The 18,824-nt window shown below is 31.6% G+C and carries 11 protein-coding genes; 1 reads left to right on the top strand and 10 read right to left on the bottom strand.

Features of this window, described 5'->3' with window-relative positions; all coding sequences use genetic code 11:
* Nucleotides 1–6: 6 nt before the first annotated feature.
* A complete protein-coding gene (locus NO995_RS14850) occupies nucleotides 7–3,516 on the bottom strand; it encodes a SusC/RagA family TonB-linked outer membrane protein (RefSeq protein WP_258228180.1) in 3,510 nt (1,169 codons plus the stop codon).
* A 167-nt stretch (nucleotides 3,517–3,683) separates the two neighbouring features.
* Nucleotides 3,684–4,847, bottom strand: a complete 1,164-nt coding sequence (locus NO995_RS14845; RefSeq protein WP_258228179.1) for a FecR family protein — start codon at nucleotides 4,845–4,847, stop codon at nucleotides 3,684–3,686.
* A 123-nt stretch (nucleotides 4,848–4,970) separates the two neighbouring features.
* Here NO995_RS14845 and NO995_RS14840 point away from each other — a divergent pair, with 123 nt between their 5' ends.
* Nucleotides 4,971–5,552, top strand: a complete 582-nt coding sequence (locus tag NO995_RS14840; protein WP_258228178.1) for an RNA polymerase sigma factor — start codon at nucleotides 4,971–4,973, stop codon at nucleotides 5,550–5,552.
* A 361-nt stretch (nucleotides 5,553–5,913) separates the two neighbouring features.
* On the opposite strand, the gene NO995_RS14835 is transcribed toward NO995_RS14840, so the two are convergent.
* The 8 genes from NO995_RS14835 to NO995_RS14800 form a co-directional block, all read right to left on the bottom strand.
* Nucleotides 5,914–6,306, bottom strand: a complete 393-nt coding sequence (locus NO995_RS14835) for a ribonuclease inhibitor (protein WP_258228177.1) — start codon at nucleotides 6,304–6,306, stop codon at nucleotides 5,914–5,916.
* A 73-nt stretch (nucleotides 6,307–6,379) separates the two neighbouring features.
* On the bottom strand, nucleotides 6,380–7,705 hold the full coding sequence (locus tag NO995_RS14830; protein ID WP_258228176.1) for a hypothetical protein: 1,326 nt from the start codon (nucleotides 7,703–7,705) through the stop codon (nucleotides 6,380–6,382).
* A 6-nt stretch (nucleotides 7,706–7,711) separates the two neighbouring features.
* Nucleotides 7,712–9,037: a hypothetical protein gene (locus NO995_RS14825; protein ID WP_258228175.1), complete on the bottom strand. Its 1,326-nt coding sequence runs from the start codon at nucleotides 9,035–9,037 to the stop codon at nucleotides 7,712–7,714.
* Between the two features lie 45 nt (nucleotides 9,038–9,082).
* Nucleotides 9,083–11,386, bottom strand: a complete 2,304-nt coding sequence (locus tag NO995_RS14820) for a Gldg family protein (RefSeq protein ID WP_258228174.1) — start codon at nucleotides 11,384–11,386, stop codon at nucleotides 9,083–9,085.
* A gap of 38 nt (nucleotides 11,387–11,424) precedes the next feature.
* Nucleotides 11,425–12,348, bottom strand: coding sequence for an ABC transporter ATP-binding protein (locus tag NO995_RS14815; RefSeq protein WP_258228173.1), 924 nt, complete (start codon nucleotides 12,346–12,348; stop codon nucleotides 11,425–11,427).
* Between the two features lie 182 nt (nucleotides 12,349–12,530).
* A complete protein-coding gene (locus NO995_RS14810; protein ID WP_258228172.1) occupies nucleotides 12,531–13,931 on the bottom strand; it encodes a RagB/SusD family nutrient uptake outer membrane protein in 1,401 nt (466 codons plus the stop codon).
* A gap of 28 nt (nucleotides 13,932–13,959) precedes the next feature.
* On the bottom strand, nucleotides 13,960–17,412 hold the full coding sequence (locus tag NO995_RS14805) for a SusC/RagA family TonB-linked outer membrane protein (protein WP_258228171.1): 3,453 nt from the start codon (nucleotides 17,410–17,412) through the stop codon (nucleotides 13,960–13,962).
* A gap of 200 nt (nucleotides 17,413–17,612) precedes the next feature.
* Nucleotides 17,613–18,758 (bottom strand): FecR family protein, encoded by a 1,146-nt coding sequence (locus NO995_RS14800; protein WP_258228170.1) that lies wholly within the window; start codon nucleotides 18,756–18,758, stop codon nucleotides 17,613–17,615.
* Between the last annotated feature and the right edge of the window lie 66 nt (nucleotides 18,759–18,824).

Raw genomic sequence — 18,824 nt, 5'->3', positions numbered from 1 at the left:
CAAAAATTAAAAGTTTACATTAAGCCCTAATGAATACATGGCTGTTGGTGGTAATTTAATCTGACCTGTTGTATATGGTAAGAAATCTGGATCTATACCATCCTTATTCTTACTCCAAATAAGTCCTAAGTTTCTTGCTGTAAACGATAAACTAGCACCTTTTATAAAGGTCTTGGATAAAACATCAGACAAATCGTAACTTAAAGCTACCTCTCTCAATCTTATATGATCGCCATCAATAACTCTATCGCTTCCAAACATATAACGTCCAAAACTATATCCCCCAGTTCCTTGAAGTCCTGGAACAGTTGTGGTTAATTCATCTCCGGCTTGTCTCCAACGGTTTGCCAATTCAGCACTTAAATCATAGCCATTAAAAGTACCCCATCTAGATACCACACTATTGAAGCCAGGCTTGAACAAGACGTAATCAAACTTATACGTCGCTAATGCATATAACGACCACTTTTTATAATTAATGGTGGTATTGAAGCTTCCATAATAGTTAGGTGTTCTACTCCCCATATACTTCATGTCTTCAATATCGGTTAAAACGGTATTGGCATCTACAGTATTCCCGTCCTTATCATAAACTAAGGTTGCCCCAAATTCGTCTAACCCTGCCGACCTAAAGGCAAACATACTATTTAAACTGTACCCTTTAATTGGAGGTGTACTTCCTGTTCCATTTAGGTAATTAGCATAGCTTTCATATCTAGAATCTGTTACTTCATTTTTATTGTAGGATAGCACAAAACCAGAATTTAAGCTAAAATCTTTTGTTCTTAAAATGGTTCCATTTAGGTTTAAATCGATACCATTACTTTCTAAAGTTGCTGTATTTCTTGTTAAAGAATTATTTGGTAATCCATAGAATTCTGAAACTGGAAAGTCCTGAATTAAATCTTCACTTTTCTTTTTATAGTATTCCACAGTACCATTTAATCGACTGTTAAATAATGAAAAGTCTAATCCAAAATTTAAAATACCTGTTTTCTCCCAACGTAACGCAGGATTAGCTGCTGCAGAAATAGAAGCATAAGGTAAGTTAGATAAATTATAATCGCTATCAGCTAATGAAATATTTGTAAACGGGTATGTTGTTAAACTAATATTTCCATTATACCCATAAGACATTCTAAAACTCAAACTATTTACAAAATCTGCATTCTCTAAAAATCTTTCTTTATAAATATCCCATTTAGCACCTGTAGACCATAAAGGTGTTCTTCGGTACTTTTTATCAAGTCCAAAGTTGTTGTAATCGTCTAAACGAACACTTCCTGAAACCGTATACTTGTTTTTATAAGAATATGCAGCATTTCCATAATAAGATAAAAATCGACGTCTAAAATCCTTTTTTTCATTACCATATGAAATTGAAGTGTCCCACCCATAAATCGATATGTACGTTGAAGAAGGTAGATCTATAGACGTTTGTGTTTGTTCATTATATCCAAACAACTTTCCTCCTTCGGTTTGCTCCCTTGTTTGTCTGAACTCAATACCAGCTATGGCATCAATAGCATGATTACCCTGTATTGTGGTATTGTAATTTAACTGACCTCGACCAGTATAACTATTCCTAATATATTTATTTCTTTGAAAAATGCCACCTTGTGGAATACCTACAACTAATTCCCCTGTGTTTGCATCAATAGTAGTAGCCGAATTAATCAAGTTTCTATTATAGATGGTATTTTCATTATAATAGTTTGAATTATCTAAATAAGAACGTTCTGTAAAGTAAGTTCCAACAGCATTAAGGCCCTTCAATAATGGTAAGGTTACAGAAATATTGGCCGAATAATTTTCTTCCTTAACCGGACGATCACTATTTTCTAGTTCATCAATATAATTATAGGTCCAGGGCAAATATCCCTGTGCCTCTAAATTTTGAGAAAAATCCTTATAAAAGGCGTTATAGTAATCTACTGAATTACCATTATCGTCAACTATTTGATCGTATGGCAATAATGTAGTTAGACTTGAAGCTAAAGGATTTAAACCTAAACCATTTTGTTTATAGTCGAAAAACGAGCCTCTTAAACTTGTACTTACCTTCGCATATTTAAACAGTTTAAAGTTTTGATTAGCCGTTAAAGTAAAGCGTTTTCCTTCTGTACCTTTAGATTGTGTTTTTTCTTTTGAAAATGCAACAGACGTAAAATAATTATAATCACCTTGGCCACCGCTTAGAGACAGGTCGTGTGTAGTAGCCTCTGATGCTTGTAATAAATAATCTTCAACCTGCCCATAAGTATATCTATTTCTTAAAACATCCAATGCAGTCTCCTTTTCTTCTGCAGTAATTTCTCCTCGTTGTGCTTGAAACATAATATCAACGCCTTTACTAATAGGCGAAGCATTATAAATACTACTTGAACCCGTTGGATCAAAAATAAAATAGTTATCTACCAATTCTTGCTCTAAATCTAATATTTGAGACGAATTCATTAACGGCAAACCTGATAATGAAGGTCTTGAAGAAAACGTATAACTTTGAGAATAGCTAATATTTGTTTTTCCCGTTTCACCTTTTTTTGTATCGATAACAATTACCCCATTTGCTGCTCTCGCTCCATAAATAGAAGCTGCTGCTGCATCTTTTAGAAATGTAATTTTTTCTATATCGTTAGGGTTAATTGTTCTAATATCCAATTCTGTTGGAGCACCATCTAAAACCACCAAAGGCATATCTTCAGCTTGGTAGGTAGATTGCCCACGAATTCTAAAATTATAACTTGTATTACCTTCTGTTTCTGGTAATAAATTACCATAAACAAATGTATTATCAGATTCTAAAAGGTCTATTTGTAACCCTGCTACTTGCCCCTCGAGTTTCATAATGGCATTAGATCCAGGTATTCTTTGTAAATCTTCAGACTCTATAACAGAAAACGATCCAGTAGCACGTTCTTTTGAAATATTTTGATATCCAGTCGAGATTAAAACCTCTTCTAATTCCTTGATAGATTCCTTTAAGGTTATGTTGATTGTTTTTTCCTTTCCTACTTTAATTTCTTTTGTTTCAAAACCTAAGGCAGAGAAAACTAATATATTCTCTGAATTCGGAACAACAATGCTATAAGAGCCATCAAAATCTGTGGCAGTGCCTTTAAATGTTCCTTTAATCAAAACTGTAACTCCAGGCACAGGCAAACCTGACTCATCGATAACTTTCCCTGTGATTTTTATGTTTTGATCATCTTCCTTTTTCTTAATGAGAATCACATTATTTTCACTTAAAACTACACTGTAGTTACCTGAAGACAGGCTTTTTTGCAATAGACGATCTACAGTAATATCACCTTCTTTTAATTGAATTTTAGGTTCCTTTTCAAATAGTTTGTCATAATAAAGAAAACGATACTTGGTTTGATTCATTATCATTTCGAAAACCTCATCAATTGTTACCGTCTTATCTGCTTGTATTTTAACACGTTCCTGCGCTAAACTATTGCTAGTATTAAAACTGAAAACAGTTGTACAAAGTAAAAAGATAAATGTTCTCATAATCCTCTTTAATAACCGTTTTCGCAAAAGCGAACGGACATTAATTGTTTTTAATTCCATAAATTTGTTTTGTGTTAGTTAGACATTTTGTTTAATTATTACATGTTAGAGGGGCGAAATCAACGACACGACCAAATGCTTGAATTTCGTTCCCTTTTCTTTTTATACTATTTTATTTTTACTTGCTTATTATTAATTTCATAACTATTTATAACTCCTGAATTAAGAATAGTATTTAAAATTTCCTCTACACTTAAATCTTTACTTAAGATTCCAACAAATTTCATTTCTTCAAGATCTTTATTCTCAAAGATGACATCCATATCATACCATCGCGATAATTCTCGCATAATTTGTTTTAAGGCTTTATGCTTAAAAATAAATTCTCCTTTTAACCATGCGGTTTCAGCTCGTACATCAGCTTCTTTAATTTCAATATTTTGATTTTCAATATTTACTACGGATTGTTGATTTGGCTTAAGAATTTTGGTTTCATTTGACGACTGAACAGACACTTTACCTTCTACCAAAGTTGTAAGAACATTTAATTCATTTTGATAAGATCTAACATTAAACTTTGTCCCCAATACCTGTATCTCCTGACTAGCATTAACTACCTTAAAATCTGAACCTCCATTTTTAATACTTGGAGAAACCTCGAAATACGCTTCACCGTAGACTAGTTCTACTTGACGTGTTTGACCTTCTATAAAATCTACAGGGTATTTTAATTGAGTTTCTGAGTTTAACCACACCTTTGTTCCATCAGAAAGTATAACCAAAAACTCTCCTCCCCGAGGAATGGTTAAAGTATTAAACACCAACTCCTTTTTATTTACATCATCATTGTAAACAATCTCTTCTCCATCACTAGTAGCATTAGCTGTTTTTAATGATGCTCCCTTCACAAATACAACCTCTGAACCATCTTCTAAAGTTAGGATAGCTTTATTCTCACCTGATTTAATATTATTGTTTACAATTACCGGAACTATTTGGTCTTTTGAATTATCGAACAAACCGTTAAAAACAATATTCCCTATCAACAAAGCCACAACTAAAATAGCTGCAACATAACCAGTCCATCTATAAATCTTAATACGTTTCGCTTTACGTTTTTCCTCACGTATTACTTTTATATAATTTTGTTTAGCCTTTTCCGAATCAAAAGAATTCAAACTTGAATCCATTATATAATTTGCTTTCACATAACTTTGGAATAGATGGTTATTTTTAGAATCCCTAAGCCAATCTTCTAAATGCTCCAAATCATTACCTTGCGCCTCATTTACAAGAAAATTAATACATGCTTGTTTATCTCTTTCTGTCATTTTATTAAAAGGTTATATTATTAATACGGATGAGATTTGATATCACCCACAACTTTTCGAAAAAAAATTATAAGTTTACACAAACTTTCAACTAATTTAACACTTAATCCATCGTATATTCAGGTGAATAGCAACATCCTTATAGAAAACTTAATAAAAGGAAATGAAAGCACTTATGCTTACATCATGGATGAATATTACACCAAATTATGTATTTATGCTCAAGGATTAACTAAAGATAAATTTAAAGCTGAAGACATTGTTCAGAATGTATTTTTAAAAGTCTGGCATAAAAGAAAAAAATTATCTCCCGAAATTTCAATTAAAAATTACCTATACAAAGCCGTTTATAACGAATTTATAGACCAGTACCGAAAAAATAAAATTATGTCTCCTCTTGAAGAGAAGCACATAAAACATCTTGACAATATTATTGAAGACACAGATTATAACGAAATTAACAAGTTAATTGAAGTTGTTAAAAAAGAGATTTCAAACCTCCCTCCAAAATGCAAAACCATTTTCACTATGGCTAAACTAGAAGGGCTTACCTATAACGAAATTGCAGAGCATCAAAATATATCTGTAAGAACCGTAGAAAACCAAATGTATAAGGCTTTTGAAATTATAAGACAGAAAGTTGGTGATAAAATGGAAAGTATTTTATTCTTATTATTTAAACTCAACCTAGAAAATCGCCTTTAGCCGTAACTATTTTTGGGTTAGAAAATTTCTTCTGACAGGACAAATCTTATACATTTTCGTATTCACCTTTCAAGATATTAGGCATAAAAAAAAACGGTTTAGCAAAAACTAAACCGTTGATTTTGAAAGAATTTAATCTTAGTAGCGGGAACAGGACTCGAACCTGTGACCTTCGGGTTATGAGCCCCAAGACTTCCTTTTAAAAAACCATTTTACTGGGGTTTTCCGCTGTTAATTTACTTAAATCGTATGCTAAAACGTATGCAGCTTTAGTTTTCTGATTATACTATGTAAATATATGAATTTGAAATAATTTTTAGAGAAAAAATAATTTTAACAAAAGACTTGTATTACCTAAATCTTACTGTTGTACCAATTTAATATTAGGATGATTTTCTATTATTTCAAGTATTATTTCAAAATAAGTTTTTCCTTCTCCACTTTCCAATTCAGCTAATTTTTTATGAATAAATTCATTATTAAATTTCTCTGGTTTTTCCAGCTTTTCCAAATAAAATTTTTTAGTTGTATCCAAACCCAAATCGAGCCTACTTTTCTCAAAACCAACCCAAACAAGCTCAATAGTTTTATTTTCTTTCAATATCCCATAAGCTCCATAAAACAAATCATTTAAAGCATCTAAACTTTGTCCTAACTTCCAGTTTTCATCTTTCATAAAAAGGTGATTAATTTCTTCGTAGAATGTTGGAATATTTCTAAAATTATTTCCGTCAAGTATTATTTTTTTTACCATTTGTTCTATTTGTCGTTTTCATGATTACAAATCGTATCATACAAATGTAATAATGTATTTAATTCTATTGGTTTTATAACTCGCCTTTAATGGTTTCAATTATTCTTTCGTTTTGAATAATCATCATGCCTTGGCGATCGTCTGTTAAACCTTCCTTTAAAGTATAGGTATACGTTGGCACATTATTTTCAACAACCGTAGGCAAAAATTTAAAAAAGACTTTTTCGTTTTCTTTAAGTTGTTCGCCTGCTTCTATAATATGTGTAGATATAATAAAAGTGCCTTCTCTTTTAGAAAAAGCATCTACAATGGCTATTGTACCATCTGAAGCATCTTTAACATTAGTTCCTTTAAACAACTCATCAAAAATAACCAAAAGCTGATTATTATCTGCAACCTGAGTCGCTACATGTTTAACCCGCAAAACTTCAGCATAAAAATGACTGTATCCCTTTGCTAAATTATCTGGCACATTTATGGAAGTAAATATACCGTCGTGTAACGAAAAACGCATATGTTTTGCAGAAACAGGGAACCCCATATGCGCCAAATAAAGAGCAACTCCAAACGACTTCATAAGGGTTGATTTTCCAGCCATATTAGCTCCCGTTAAAAAAAGTACTCGTTTGTTAGTATCTATAGACACATCGTTTGAAACAGCATTGGGGACAGAAGGATGAAATAAACCTTCTATTTGTATAAGTTTATCTTCCTTTTTTGATGCCTTAGCATAAGTAAACCCTCGTTTTTCAGCTATCTTTGCCACTGTTACATAAACATCTATATGATAAAGTTCTTCTATAAAACGCTGTATGTCTTTATAAAAGACTCCCCTAAATAGGTGATTTAATTTAATTACTTCCTGAAATGTTAACTTAGAAACAGTCTTAGTTTCCCATACTAAATTAAAACGTTTCTGATTTAATAATGCTTGTAGCTTTTGAGCCTGCTTTTGATAAACTGTATTTTTTGATGCATCTTCTATAACTACTATAATCTCTTTTATACTATGAAAAAATTGAAGTGTTTTATGTACGCCTTCTTCCAGTATTAAATAGTTTTCGTCGTTTATTACTGCATTTAAAAATTTACTTTTTAAAACATATGTACCGTTAACATATAAATTGGAAGATTGTGAAGATGCCAGATAATTTTCTACTAACTCAAAATCTGAAGCTATAAATGGCAAACTAATGTTTAATTTTTGAAATAACGAAAATATAGCACTCTGATTGTTAATAGCTTCAATACTAGAGAATGGTTTATTAAACATTTGCTCTAAAACCCTACTACCTCCAACGGTTACTGTATGATTAAAAAGTTTGAATATCGAATTACTTTTGTATTGTCCTAAAATATTAAGGTCATCAAGTGTTTGCTTATCTGTTATAAATTCCATATTCAACTAAGATTTTAAAATATCCAAAATATTTTCATTCTTTATAATTAACATACCATGGCGGTCTTCTGTTATACCTTCTTTTACCTTATAGGTGTATTCTGGCAGAGCACCTTTCATAAGTGTTGGCAGATATAAAAATTTAATGTTATCGTGTAGCTTTTTCAACACTTCCCCGGCTTCTACAATATGGGTGGAAACTATAAAAGTGCATTTTCTTTTACTTGCAAAAGCTGAAATAACCGCTATAGTAGCATCGTAAGCATCTTTAACATTGGTTCCTCTAAAAAGTTCATCAAATACAACAATTAATCGATCATGAGTATTAACCTCTTGTGCTATTTTTTTAACACGAGATACCTCTGCATAAAAATGACTGAATCCCATATTTAAACTATCGGCTAGATTAATGGTAGTAAACATTCCATCTTGTATACTAAAGCGCATTTGTTCTACCGGTACAGGAAAACCTATATGAGCTAAATACATGGCTATACTGAACGTTTTCATAAAAGTTGACTTCCCGGCCATGTTTGCCCCTGTTAAAAAAATTATATTATTATTTTCGTCTATTAATACGTCATTTGAAACTGCATTCGAAACCAACGGATGATACACTCCTTTTAACTCTATAGTATTGAAATTACTCGTATTTATTTCTGCAAAATTAAATTTCATAGAATCAGAAACTTCGGCTACTGCGATAAACACATCTATTTCGTAAGCATAATTTAGAAGCTTTAAAATATCATCTCTTAAATCGAAACGAAGACTTTCATCATATTTTACAGCCTCTTCATAAGACCATTTTTGCTTACCTTCTTCAGTGTTTAATTTTCTAAAAGATTCACTTGTTAGAATAGAATATATCTTTTTAAAATTATGATCAAATTCAACATCAGAAACCTTTGACTTAAATCTTAATATAAATTGATTAAAACTCCTTATAAACTGCAAAGTATCTTCAATACCTGAATATATTTGTTTGTGTTCAGTATTGGATCCTATAAATTGATCGAACTTTCTTTTTAGATTATCTTCAAATCCGGACAATTTTGTTCGTTCGTCTGTATTACTTAAATAAAATTCAATAGTATCTAAAACACTAGTACTAAAAGGAAATTCCAGCTGTTCTCTTTTAAACAGTTTTATAGCACTAACTCTGCTAGCTATTTCATTAGCTTGAGATATTGGATACAAAAACATATCTTTTAGTATCTCAGCTCCACCTCTTGTTCTGGTTTTATTAAAAAGACTAAATATATCTTTACCGCTACTTGAATTAAATATATTTAAATCGTTTAGTGTTTGCGAATCTACTTTAAATGCCATATCTATTTTGCTTTTAACCCTACTACTCCTTTTAATATCAAACCATTATCTCCCTTTACGACGAAACCAGATTAGTAAAAAAGATACTAACAGCACAAGTGGAACAATTACCTTAAATACAATATTTAAAAAAGGTATTTTACTTTTTGTAACATAAATTTTGTTATCTGTAAGATTTGGTCTTCTAACATCTATTGGCACTTCATTGTTAGATAACCAATAAAACATACCTGTCCCCATGTTAAAGTTTTGGGCACGATAGCCGTTTCTGTTTGTCGACAACTCTCCATTACTAATACAATCTGCGTCTCCTAAAATCATGATTCGCTGCTCCTTATCGCCGACATTTCGCGTTAAAGCTAATGCGGTTGTTATTGGTCCTAAAATTTCTTCTTTTTCAGGATTATATTTTGCAATACTATCTGTGTAATTTCTTGTCTGCAACTCATTCCATGACCCTGCAGAATCTATCGCTGATATATTTTCAACTAAATCTGAAGTTAAAACACGAGTATAATTAAACCCATCTATTTCTTTATATTTTATTCCAACTGCACCAGGCATCATAACAGGTTTTTCGTCACTAATAGTTTCAAATTGATAAGCCAGAGCATAACTTTCTTTGGTTGCAACCGAAGTAACTAAATCCATACCGTAACCTTTATTATGTTCGACCACCTGACCTTGAATAAATTCAACTCCTAAATGTTCTACCAATGGATTCATATTAAACTGCCTGTTTAAATCCGCCGCTATTACCAGGTTTCCACCTCTATCTATATAACTATTTAAATGCTTTAATTCTTTATCTGAAAATCCTTTTTTAGAATCTGAAACAATTAAAATATCGATGCTCTCTTCAACAGGTTTTGATAAGTTAAATTCTTTAAAGTCGAATCCATTATTTATTAAAGAGTATCTGTAATTTTTTTCTTTAGCTAACTGAAGATAACCTCTGGATCCAAAATCATTGACATCTCTTTCACTGTGTCCCGTTACAAAACCAACTACAGGTAAATCCATGGTTAACTTCTTTAAAGCGGCTGTAATTTCAGATTCACCAGGAACACGTTTCATATCGTTATAAACACGTAAATATGCTACCTTACCTGTTTCGTTAGTGATTTTAGTCACAAAACGATTGTTCTCTGATTTAAGATTAATTTCGTCTGTATAATGTTCTGCTGGTTTAAAAATACCTGAACTTACTTCTGATATATTTGACGCCTTCTCTAATGCTTGTTGTAACGTTAAGCCTGCAAATCGTTCGTTGTGACTTTTTAATTCATTTTTATCTGTAGGAAGTGCATAATAGTATTTATAATTTAACTCCATATCGGGGTGAAAACGTAAATACTGATCGTAACGACTCATATCGTACTTTTGATTTGAAGGTGCACCGTACCAAAAATTATCATCAAAAATATTCACATAAGTAGTAACATTAATTTTCCCTTCAACATGGGACACAACGTCCTGACTATTTAAGGTTAAGGTATTTAACTTGGTACGAGTAGCATCGTGATACATCATTAATGATGGTACTGTACTTATATACCCTATTACGGAAATGATAATAAAAACAGCAATGTACCTTAAAGCAGATATATGCTTAGGACTTTTTTCTCTTATACCTTTTAAACATAATACCGTAAAAGCTATAAACAGACCAGATACAAGTATAAAATATAAAATATCTTCACTGCAAATTAGGCCTCTAATAAGCGTATCTGATCTTCCGTTAATTGAAAGCCAATAAGTTATATCTCTAACAAAATCGACATCCTGCCACATAGAGCCTACCTGGCCAAGGATAAATAAAATTGCAAAAGTTCCAATAGCTGCAACAATTTGATACGATGTTAAAGAAGATACAAATAAGCCAACGGCAGCATATGCACATATTAATAAATACAGCCCCAATACAGCTGTAATTACAAGAGATAGTTCAAATTCCCTAATTACGACGCATCCAAAACTTACAGCCAACAAAAGAATAATCACCAATGCCAAACCAAAAATCATCATAGAAACAAATTTCCCAACAACAATTTGAATGTTCGAAATAGGAGCAGAATAAAGCAATTTTATAGAACCAGAGCTAAATTCCTGACTGAATAAGCCCATTGTTAGCAAAGGAATGTATAGGTACAATGTCATTTGCATTCTATTTAGAATACCACTTTGACCTGTAAAAAGAACTCTCGTTAAATTACTTGTAGAATACCCTAGATCAGAATTCACAACTGTCATATTAATTAATTGCATTAATTGCATTCCTGTTTGAATACTAAACGCAATGAGAACTAACCAGGCGATAGGAGAATAAAAAATTTTTTGTAGCTCCATTCGAGCTATTTTCAATATCATTTTCATAAATTATATTCTTACTTTTTTGATAATGCAGCAAACACGTCGTTTAGTGAATTTTTCTCTGCTCTAATTTCTTCAAGTCGCCAATCATATTTAACACTTGCTTGTACAACTCTCTCGACGGCTTGATTTAAAACCGAAAATTTTAATCTGTAATTTGGACCACCAAATTCTTCAACATTTTCTAAACCTTCTATATTTTTCAATAGTTCTTCTACTGTTGGCATTTCTAACAATCGAACAAAAACAGTATTTGGAGCTAAATAATTGTCAAAATCTTCTGCTTTTCCAGAAAACACCATTTTTCCATGTTCAATCATAAAAATATGATCGCACACTGCATGTACTTCCGTAAGCATATGTGTCGATAATAAGACTGCTCTATCTTCAGCTATTTCTTTTACTAATTTCCTTATCTCTAGAATTTGGTTGGGATCTAATCCATTTGTTGGTTCGTCAAGAATTACAAAAGCTGGTTCATGAATTATAGCCTGAGCAATACCTACACGTTGTCGGTAACCTCCAGATAAGTTTTTTATTAATCGTTTTCTAAAATGTGATATCGCGCATTTTTCTAAAACATGATCGACAGCTTCTTTAACCTGCTTAGAATCTATCTTACGTAAATGTGCACAATTAGTTAGATACTCTTCTACAGTTGTATCTAAATACAAGGGAGGATTTTGAGGTAAAAAACCAATCTGCTTTTTTGCTTCAATGGGTTTTTTAGATAAATTTATTCCTTTTACAAAAACATCTCCTTTACTCTGTTTTAAAACCCCACTTATAATATTCATCGTTGTAGATTTCCCTGCTCCGTTTGAGCCTAGTAATCCATAAATACCTTTTTCTGGTATTTCAAAACTAATGTCCTTAACTGCCCATTGAATACTGTATCTATGGGATAGGTTTTCGACTCTTACTAACGAATCTTTCATAAAAATTTTATTTATAAATTAATTTGACGGTATTCTTTGCTCCTGTATCAGCATAAAAAACCTAAGGGGCTATGTAGAAATGCTCCTAACCATCAAATAATAGTTGTCAAATGATTTACAATCTTAAAACAAGATTATAGACAACTGTACATTACAGTTGTCTATAAGTTCTTAACAAAAAATCAATTATCTATTGGATTTTGAGGCCAATCTGGATTAAAATACATTATTTGTATAGGTATTTGTAGTGTGTATTTATTACTATCTGGAGCTAGTGTTTCTACTATTTCTCCTGCAGCATCATACCTGTAAACTGTAGGCATTAAGCCTTCGGCTGCTAACCTACGCATATCGAACCAACGCATTCCGGTAAAAGCCATCTCAAATGTTCTTTCATCTAATACTTTTTGTAAAACCTCTTCTTGAATAGGGTTTTCTGGATCATATTTCTCATAATCTTCCGCCATAAAACGTTTACTTCTCAACAAATCTAATTGGTCAATAGCTGTATTTAAATTATTAGCTCTTGCTGCCGATTCTGCAAGAATTAATCTCATTTCTGCTACAGATGGCCCCCAATTAATTTGAACCATTGAGTTTCTATTTATTGGATACGCATACGAATAATATCTAACACTTCCTCTATCGGTAAAACTATAATCCCCAGATGTTCTGTAATAATAATTCAATCGCAAATCTAACGTATCAAAAGATTGAAGAAAATTAAGATCGCAATAAGCTGTAAAACGATGCGTCTTATTAAGACGGGCATATATGGCACTTTCTCTTGTTCTTAAATCTGGCATTTCACTTCCTCCAGACAATGTTGAAAAATCGACTAAAGCATTTGCTCCGCTATCTAAAGCCAATTGTGCATTTTCAGCCGCCTTTTCATAATCTCCCATAAACAAATAGGTTCGAGCTAACACACTATAGGCTGCTGCTACACTACCTCTAAAACGATTTGTACTATTATCTTCTGGTAAATTTGGAAGCGCTTTTTCAATATCTGAAATAATGTATTCATAAATTTCCTGAACAGTACTACGCTCTGGAACATCATCCTCTAAATCATTAGAAATTACAAAAGGCACTGCTAAATCTTGGTCAGCTGTATTTACATCATATACTTTCCCATATAAATTGACTAAATAAAGATATTCAAAAGCTCTTCCTAGGTAAGCTTCTGCTTTCATATTTTGCTTCTCAGATTCTGCTCCCCCAGTAGCATCATCAATACCTGCTAATACTGTATTAAAATAGTATATATTTTGATAAAAATCGGCCCAAAACACAGGCGTAGCTTTTAAATCTTCTGAAAATTGTAATTGCCAAGCATATATTCGTACCCCATCATAACTTGGAGGGTCTGTATAATCAGCGTCATCAACATTATCAGCTAAATCATTTAACTCATTTGGGATAGATGTTTGAACATCTTCACTATTTAACCATTGATTATAGTCCTCAACCGTTGTTAACAGTTGTACACCTTTAGGCTGTACATCGAGGTAATTATCACAAGAAACTGCCAATAGCCCTATAAATAACGCTATTACTAAATATTTATATTGATTTTCCATTATTTTCGATTTTGTAATTATACAAGAATTAGAAATTAACATTAAGACCTATTGTATAAGTTGGGGTTAAATACGTTTTTTCATAACTACCAGTAGCTTTACTGAAATTGTATTTATTAAACCCTACTGTATACAGATTAGATCCTTGTAGTCTTACTTCAAAATTTTTAATCCCTTTACTCTTTAACCATTTACTATCTCTAAAGCTATAAGTAGCTGTAAGATCTCCTAAGGTTAAATATGCCCCATTTACTGTATATTTATCTGAATACCCCAAGTTTTCATAATATAACGTATTAAGAAAAGGTAATTTACTAGGATCATTCTCATCTCCAGGTTCCAGCCAATAATTACCCGAACCTTCTAATGGTCTTAAATCACCCGCATACGGAACAGTTACCCTTGTCTTAAAACCGCCATAATAGTTTACCATACAATAAACATAGAAGTTACCAATATCTACACGGTTGCTTAAACCTAAGTTATAGGTAGGGATAGAACTTCCTGCATAAGAAACATCTAATATCCCTTCATCATTACTATAGATTTGTTTTGCAACTCCATCCTTATCATATATTAAAGGATACCCTTGTTCATTTAAACCAGCATATCTATAATTAAACATTGCACCTATAGCATAACCTTCTAAAAAATCTGTTGAACTACCCGACAAATATGAAGAGGACAAACTGTTATCTGTTAGATCACTAGCTACCGAAAGTACTTTACTCGTATTATAAGATAAATTTAGACCTGTATTCCAATTAAAATCTTTATGAGAAATCCAATCTGCATTTAAACTAGTTTCCCATCCATTATTTCTAATCGTAGCCTGATTTACATAAGCTGAACTCTGTCCTTTTGTAGCATCAATCTGGTTAACCGCTAATAAATCGGTACTTTTCTTATTGTAATACTCAAAGCTACCCGAAACGTTTTTGAAAATACTATAGTCTAGTCCTACATTAAAATTACTAGTTTGCTCCCAACGTAAACCACTATTAGCAGGAGACATTAAGCTTAACATCAATCCATTATTTGGATCATAATTATTGTAATCTGCTTCAGCAATTACCTGTGGCAATGAATTTTTAGCAACATTACCATTAAACCCATAAGCTAATCTAAGTTTAAGAGATTCTAACCATTCTGCACCTTGAACAAATTTTTCTTTATCAATATTCCATGCAGCTCCTAAAGACCATAAAGGTTTATACTTATACTTTGGGTCTGTCCCAAACAAATTTGATTGGTCTATTCGAATACTTCCGGTTAAGGTATATTTCCCCTTAAACCCATAAACTAAATTTGAATAAATTGAAACGAAACGATTATCTTCATAGCCTTGATCAAATAAACTATTGTAAGATAATGACGGGTTATTTCTAACATATGAAGGACTATAATTAGAAGACATCAATAATGTATTATCCATAGGTTGATGTAATAAATTTTGATCATCATAACCAAAATAAGCACCAGAACTTGTTTTTGTTAGTACATCTCTAACTTCCCCTCCAAATATGGCATTAATGGAATGGTTTTCATTAATCTGTTTATTATAATTTAATTGAGCTCTTACTGTATAGCCGTCAGTTTTTGTCTCACTTTGTCTTAAAAGTGCACCTGTTGGTAAGTTATAAACTAACGTTCCATCATCATCGGTTGTATAATAATTAATATATTGACGAACCTCTGCCGAGTTTTCATTTGATAGTTTTTTTACATCTGTTCTTGAAATCTCATAAACACCTCCAAAATTAAGACTTAAATCTGTATTAAAATCATAATTAAAATTAGCAACAATCCTATTATTTAAAGCATTTGTTACTGTACTTACATCATTTATTTCTTGAAGTGGGTAATATCTATTATCAAGTAATCCTTCTGAAATTAAATAATCGTTATAATACGGATTTGAATATGAATTGTAATATGTAGAAAGCGGGTTACCATATTCATCTTCAAAACGTTCATAAGCATAAAAATTAGTAATATCTGGAATTGGTGCTGAATTAGCTTTTGATTGTTGAAAATTATTCGTTAAATCCATTGAAAAACGATTATTAAACTTTACCGTTGTTCTTCCGGTAAGCATAGTTGTACTATTATCGTTATTAATTTCATTAAACTCGCTATCTGTATGATTTGCCGTTATATAATACAAAGCATCTTCAGACCCTCCTGACAAACTTAAATTATAGGTTTTTACAGCATTCGTTTGTAAAAACAAGCGGCTATAATCTTTTGAATTATTATAAGATCCCATGCTTGCAAATTGCTGATTTGCCTCCTCCTCTGTAATTACCCCGGCACTTTGTTGTGCTAGAATATATTGTACAGGGTCTATATTAAAATCAGGACTCGCATTAGGATTCGTTATTAAATTCCACAACCAAGAACCATTATCTACATAGGTATCCTTTACAAAATCAATATTAACATTAGATGCATCTTTATCCCAACGGTATCTATCATAATTTTCTTTAGGTGTAAACCCTAAAGTTGTTGTGAAGTTAACATTTACTTTTCCTGCTTTAGCTTTTTTGCGCTCTATAACAATAACACCATTAGAGGCTCGTACACCGTAAATAGTTGCTGCTGCAGCATCTTTTAAAACGGTTACAGATTCAATTTCATTTGGATTAATATTATCTAAAGACAATTCGGTAGGAAAACCATCTATAACGATTAAAGGCTCTCTACTTCCACTAATGGTAGAAATCCCTCTAATTTGAAATAAACTATTTCCTTCAAAATCAATATCATTATTTATTAATAAACCTGGGATTTTATTCTGTAATCCTGATAAAAAATCTGTGGTATTGATACGACTATCGTAATCTTTAGACTGTATGGTTGATACACTACCTGTAACTTGTTCTGGCTTGATTTTTTGATAACCAGTAGATATTACAACCTCATCTAAACCTGCTACTTCCTCTTCCAATTTAATATTAATAACATAATTGCTACCTACAAGCACTTCCTGGGTTTTGTAACCCAAAAAAGAAACTACCAGAACATTTTCAGGGCTTATAACATCTATACCATATGTTCCATCAAAGTTCGATACTGTTCCTTTAGATGTTCCTTTTACCACAACTGTAGCACCGGGTATTGGCAGACCTTCCTTATCTGTGATATTTCCAGTAACTCGTCGTTGCTGAATTGTATTTTTCTCTTTAACTATAATAGTATTATCCTCAGATAAAACTATATTAAATTGTTTGCTTGTAATACTCTTTCCTAATAATTTACCTACGCTAATTGTTCCCTTTTTTAATTGTACTTTGGGAACGTCCTTAAATAAATTTTTAGGATACATAAATTTATAATCCGTTTGCTCTCGTATAATTTCAAAAACCTCATCCACTGTTAATAATTGGTCTTGACCTATAGTCACTTTTGTTTGAGAAAATGACATATCTGTGGTTAAACCAAATACCGTTGTGCATAATAAAAAGATGAATGTTCTCATAATTAGCATACATAGCCGTTTTCGCATAAGCGAACGGACATTAATAAAATTAATTTCCATAAATTTGTTTTGTGTTAGTTAGACATTTGTTTAATTAATACTATCTAAAGGGGCGAAGTTTGATACACGTCCAAATGTTTTTATACTTCGTTCCCCTTTTCTTTTAATATCAACCAAAATCAAGGTTGATATATTCTATTCTATCTTATAATTACTTTTTTATTGTTTATTTCATAGTTATTTATGACGCCAAAACTTTTTATTTTAGATAAAATACTTTCTATAGCCTGATCTTTACCTAAAACACCAATAAACTCCTTATCCTCTATATCTTTATTTGCAAACTCAACATCCATATCATACCATCTAGATAAGACTATCATTATCTCTTTTAAAGATTTATCATTAAAACTAAATATGCCCTTTTTCCATGAAACTTCATTATAAACATTGGCTTCTGAAATAGAAATATTATTCTTTGATACATCAACAATTGATTGTTGACTAGGAGTTAAGACCTTTTTACCATTAGAAGTAGACACTTCAACTTTACCAGTAACAAGTGTGGTGTAAATTTTTAACTCGTCCATATAGGCTTTAACATTAAACTCTGTCCCCAATACTTCAACCTCTTGTGAACGGTTGAGAACTTTAAAATGTGAACCTTGATGTTCGGTACTATGTGTAACCTCAAAATAAGCTTCACCATAAACTAGTTCTACCTCACGTGTTTCCCCCTCTTCAAAACTTATAGGGTATTTAAGTTGAGATTCAGAATTAAGCCAAACTTTGGAACCATCAGATAGTTTAATAAAAAACTGTCCTCCTCTTGGAATTGTAAGCGTGTTATAAGCCAACTCCTTTGAACTAGAATCTTTGATATTATAAACTAGTTCTTCGCCATTACTGGTTACCTTTTCATTTTCATATAAAGTCCCCTTTTCCAAAACAACCTCTGAACCATCTTCTAACGTTAAAGTAGCTTTGTCAGATCCTACTTCAATATTATTATTCACAATTACCGGAGTTACAAATTCACTCTTTGAATTTTCATTTTTTGTAAAAAACAATCCTAAAGAGATAAAAATAACAATAGACGCAGCTATATATAAAGTTCTCTTTCTAAACCTATTTTCTGCCTGTGATTTTTCTACAAACTTTTCTAAAGAATACCTGTGATCAAACTTCTTTTTAGAGCTTATTAATTGATTAACTTCAACGAATTCGTTGAAGTAATTTAGATTACCTGAATCCTCAACCCACTTAGCCAACTTTTCTGATTCTTCCTCAGAAATTGTATTATTAATAAGCCTTAAAATCAATCTATCAGCTTCTATTCTATCCATTTGTTTAGTTATTTTGTACATATGATGCAAAAAAGAACAAAAACCCTCTATTAATTTATTTTTTTT

Origin of the sequence: Aestuariibaculum sp. M13 (genome assembly GCF_024723255.1) — a bacterium.
GTDB classification, from domain to species: domain Bacteria; phylum Bacteroidota; class Bacteroidia; order Flavobacteriales; family Flavobacteriaceae; genus Aestuariibaculum; species Aestuariibaculum lutulentum.
This window is presented reverse-complemented; position numbering and strand designations above follow the sequence as displayed.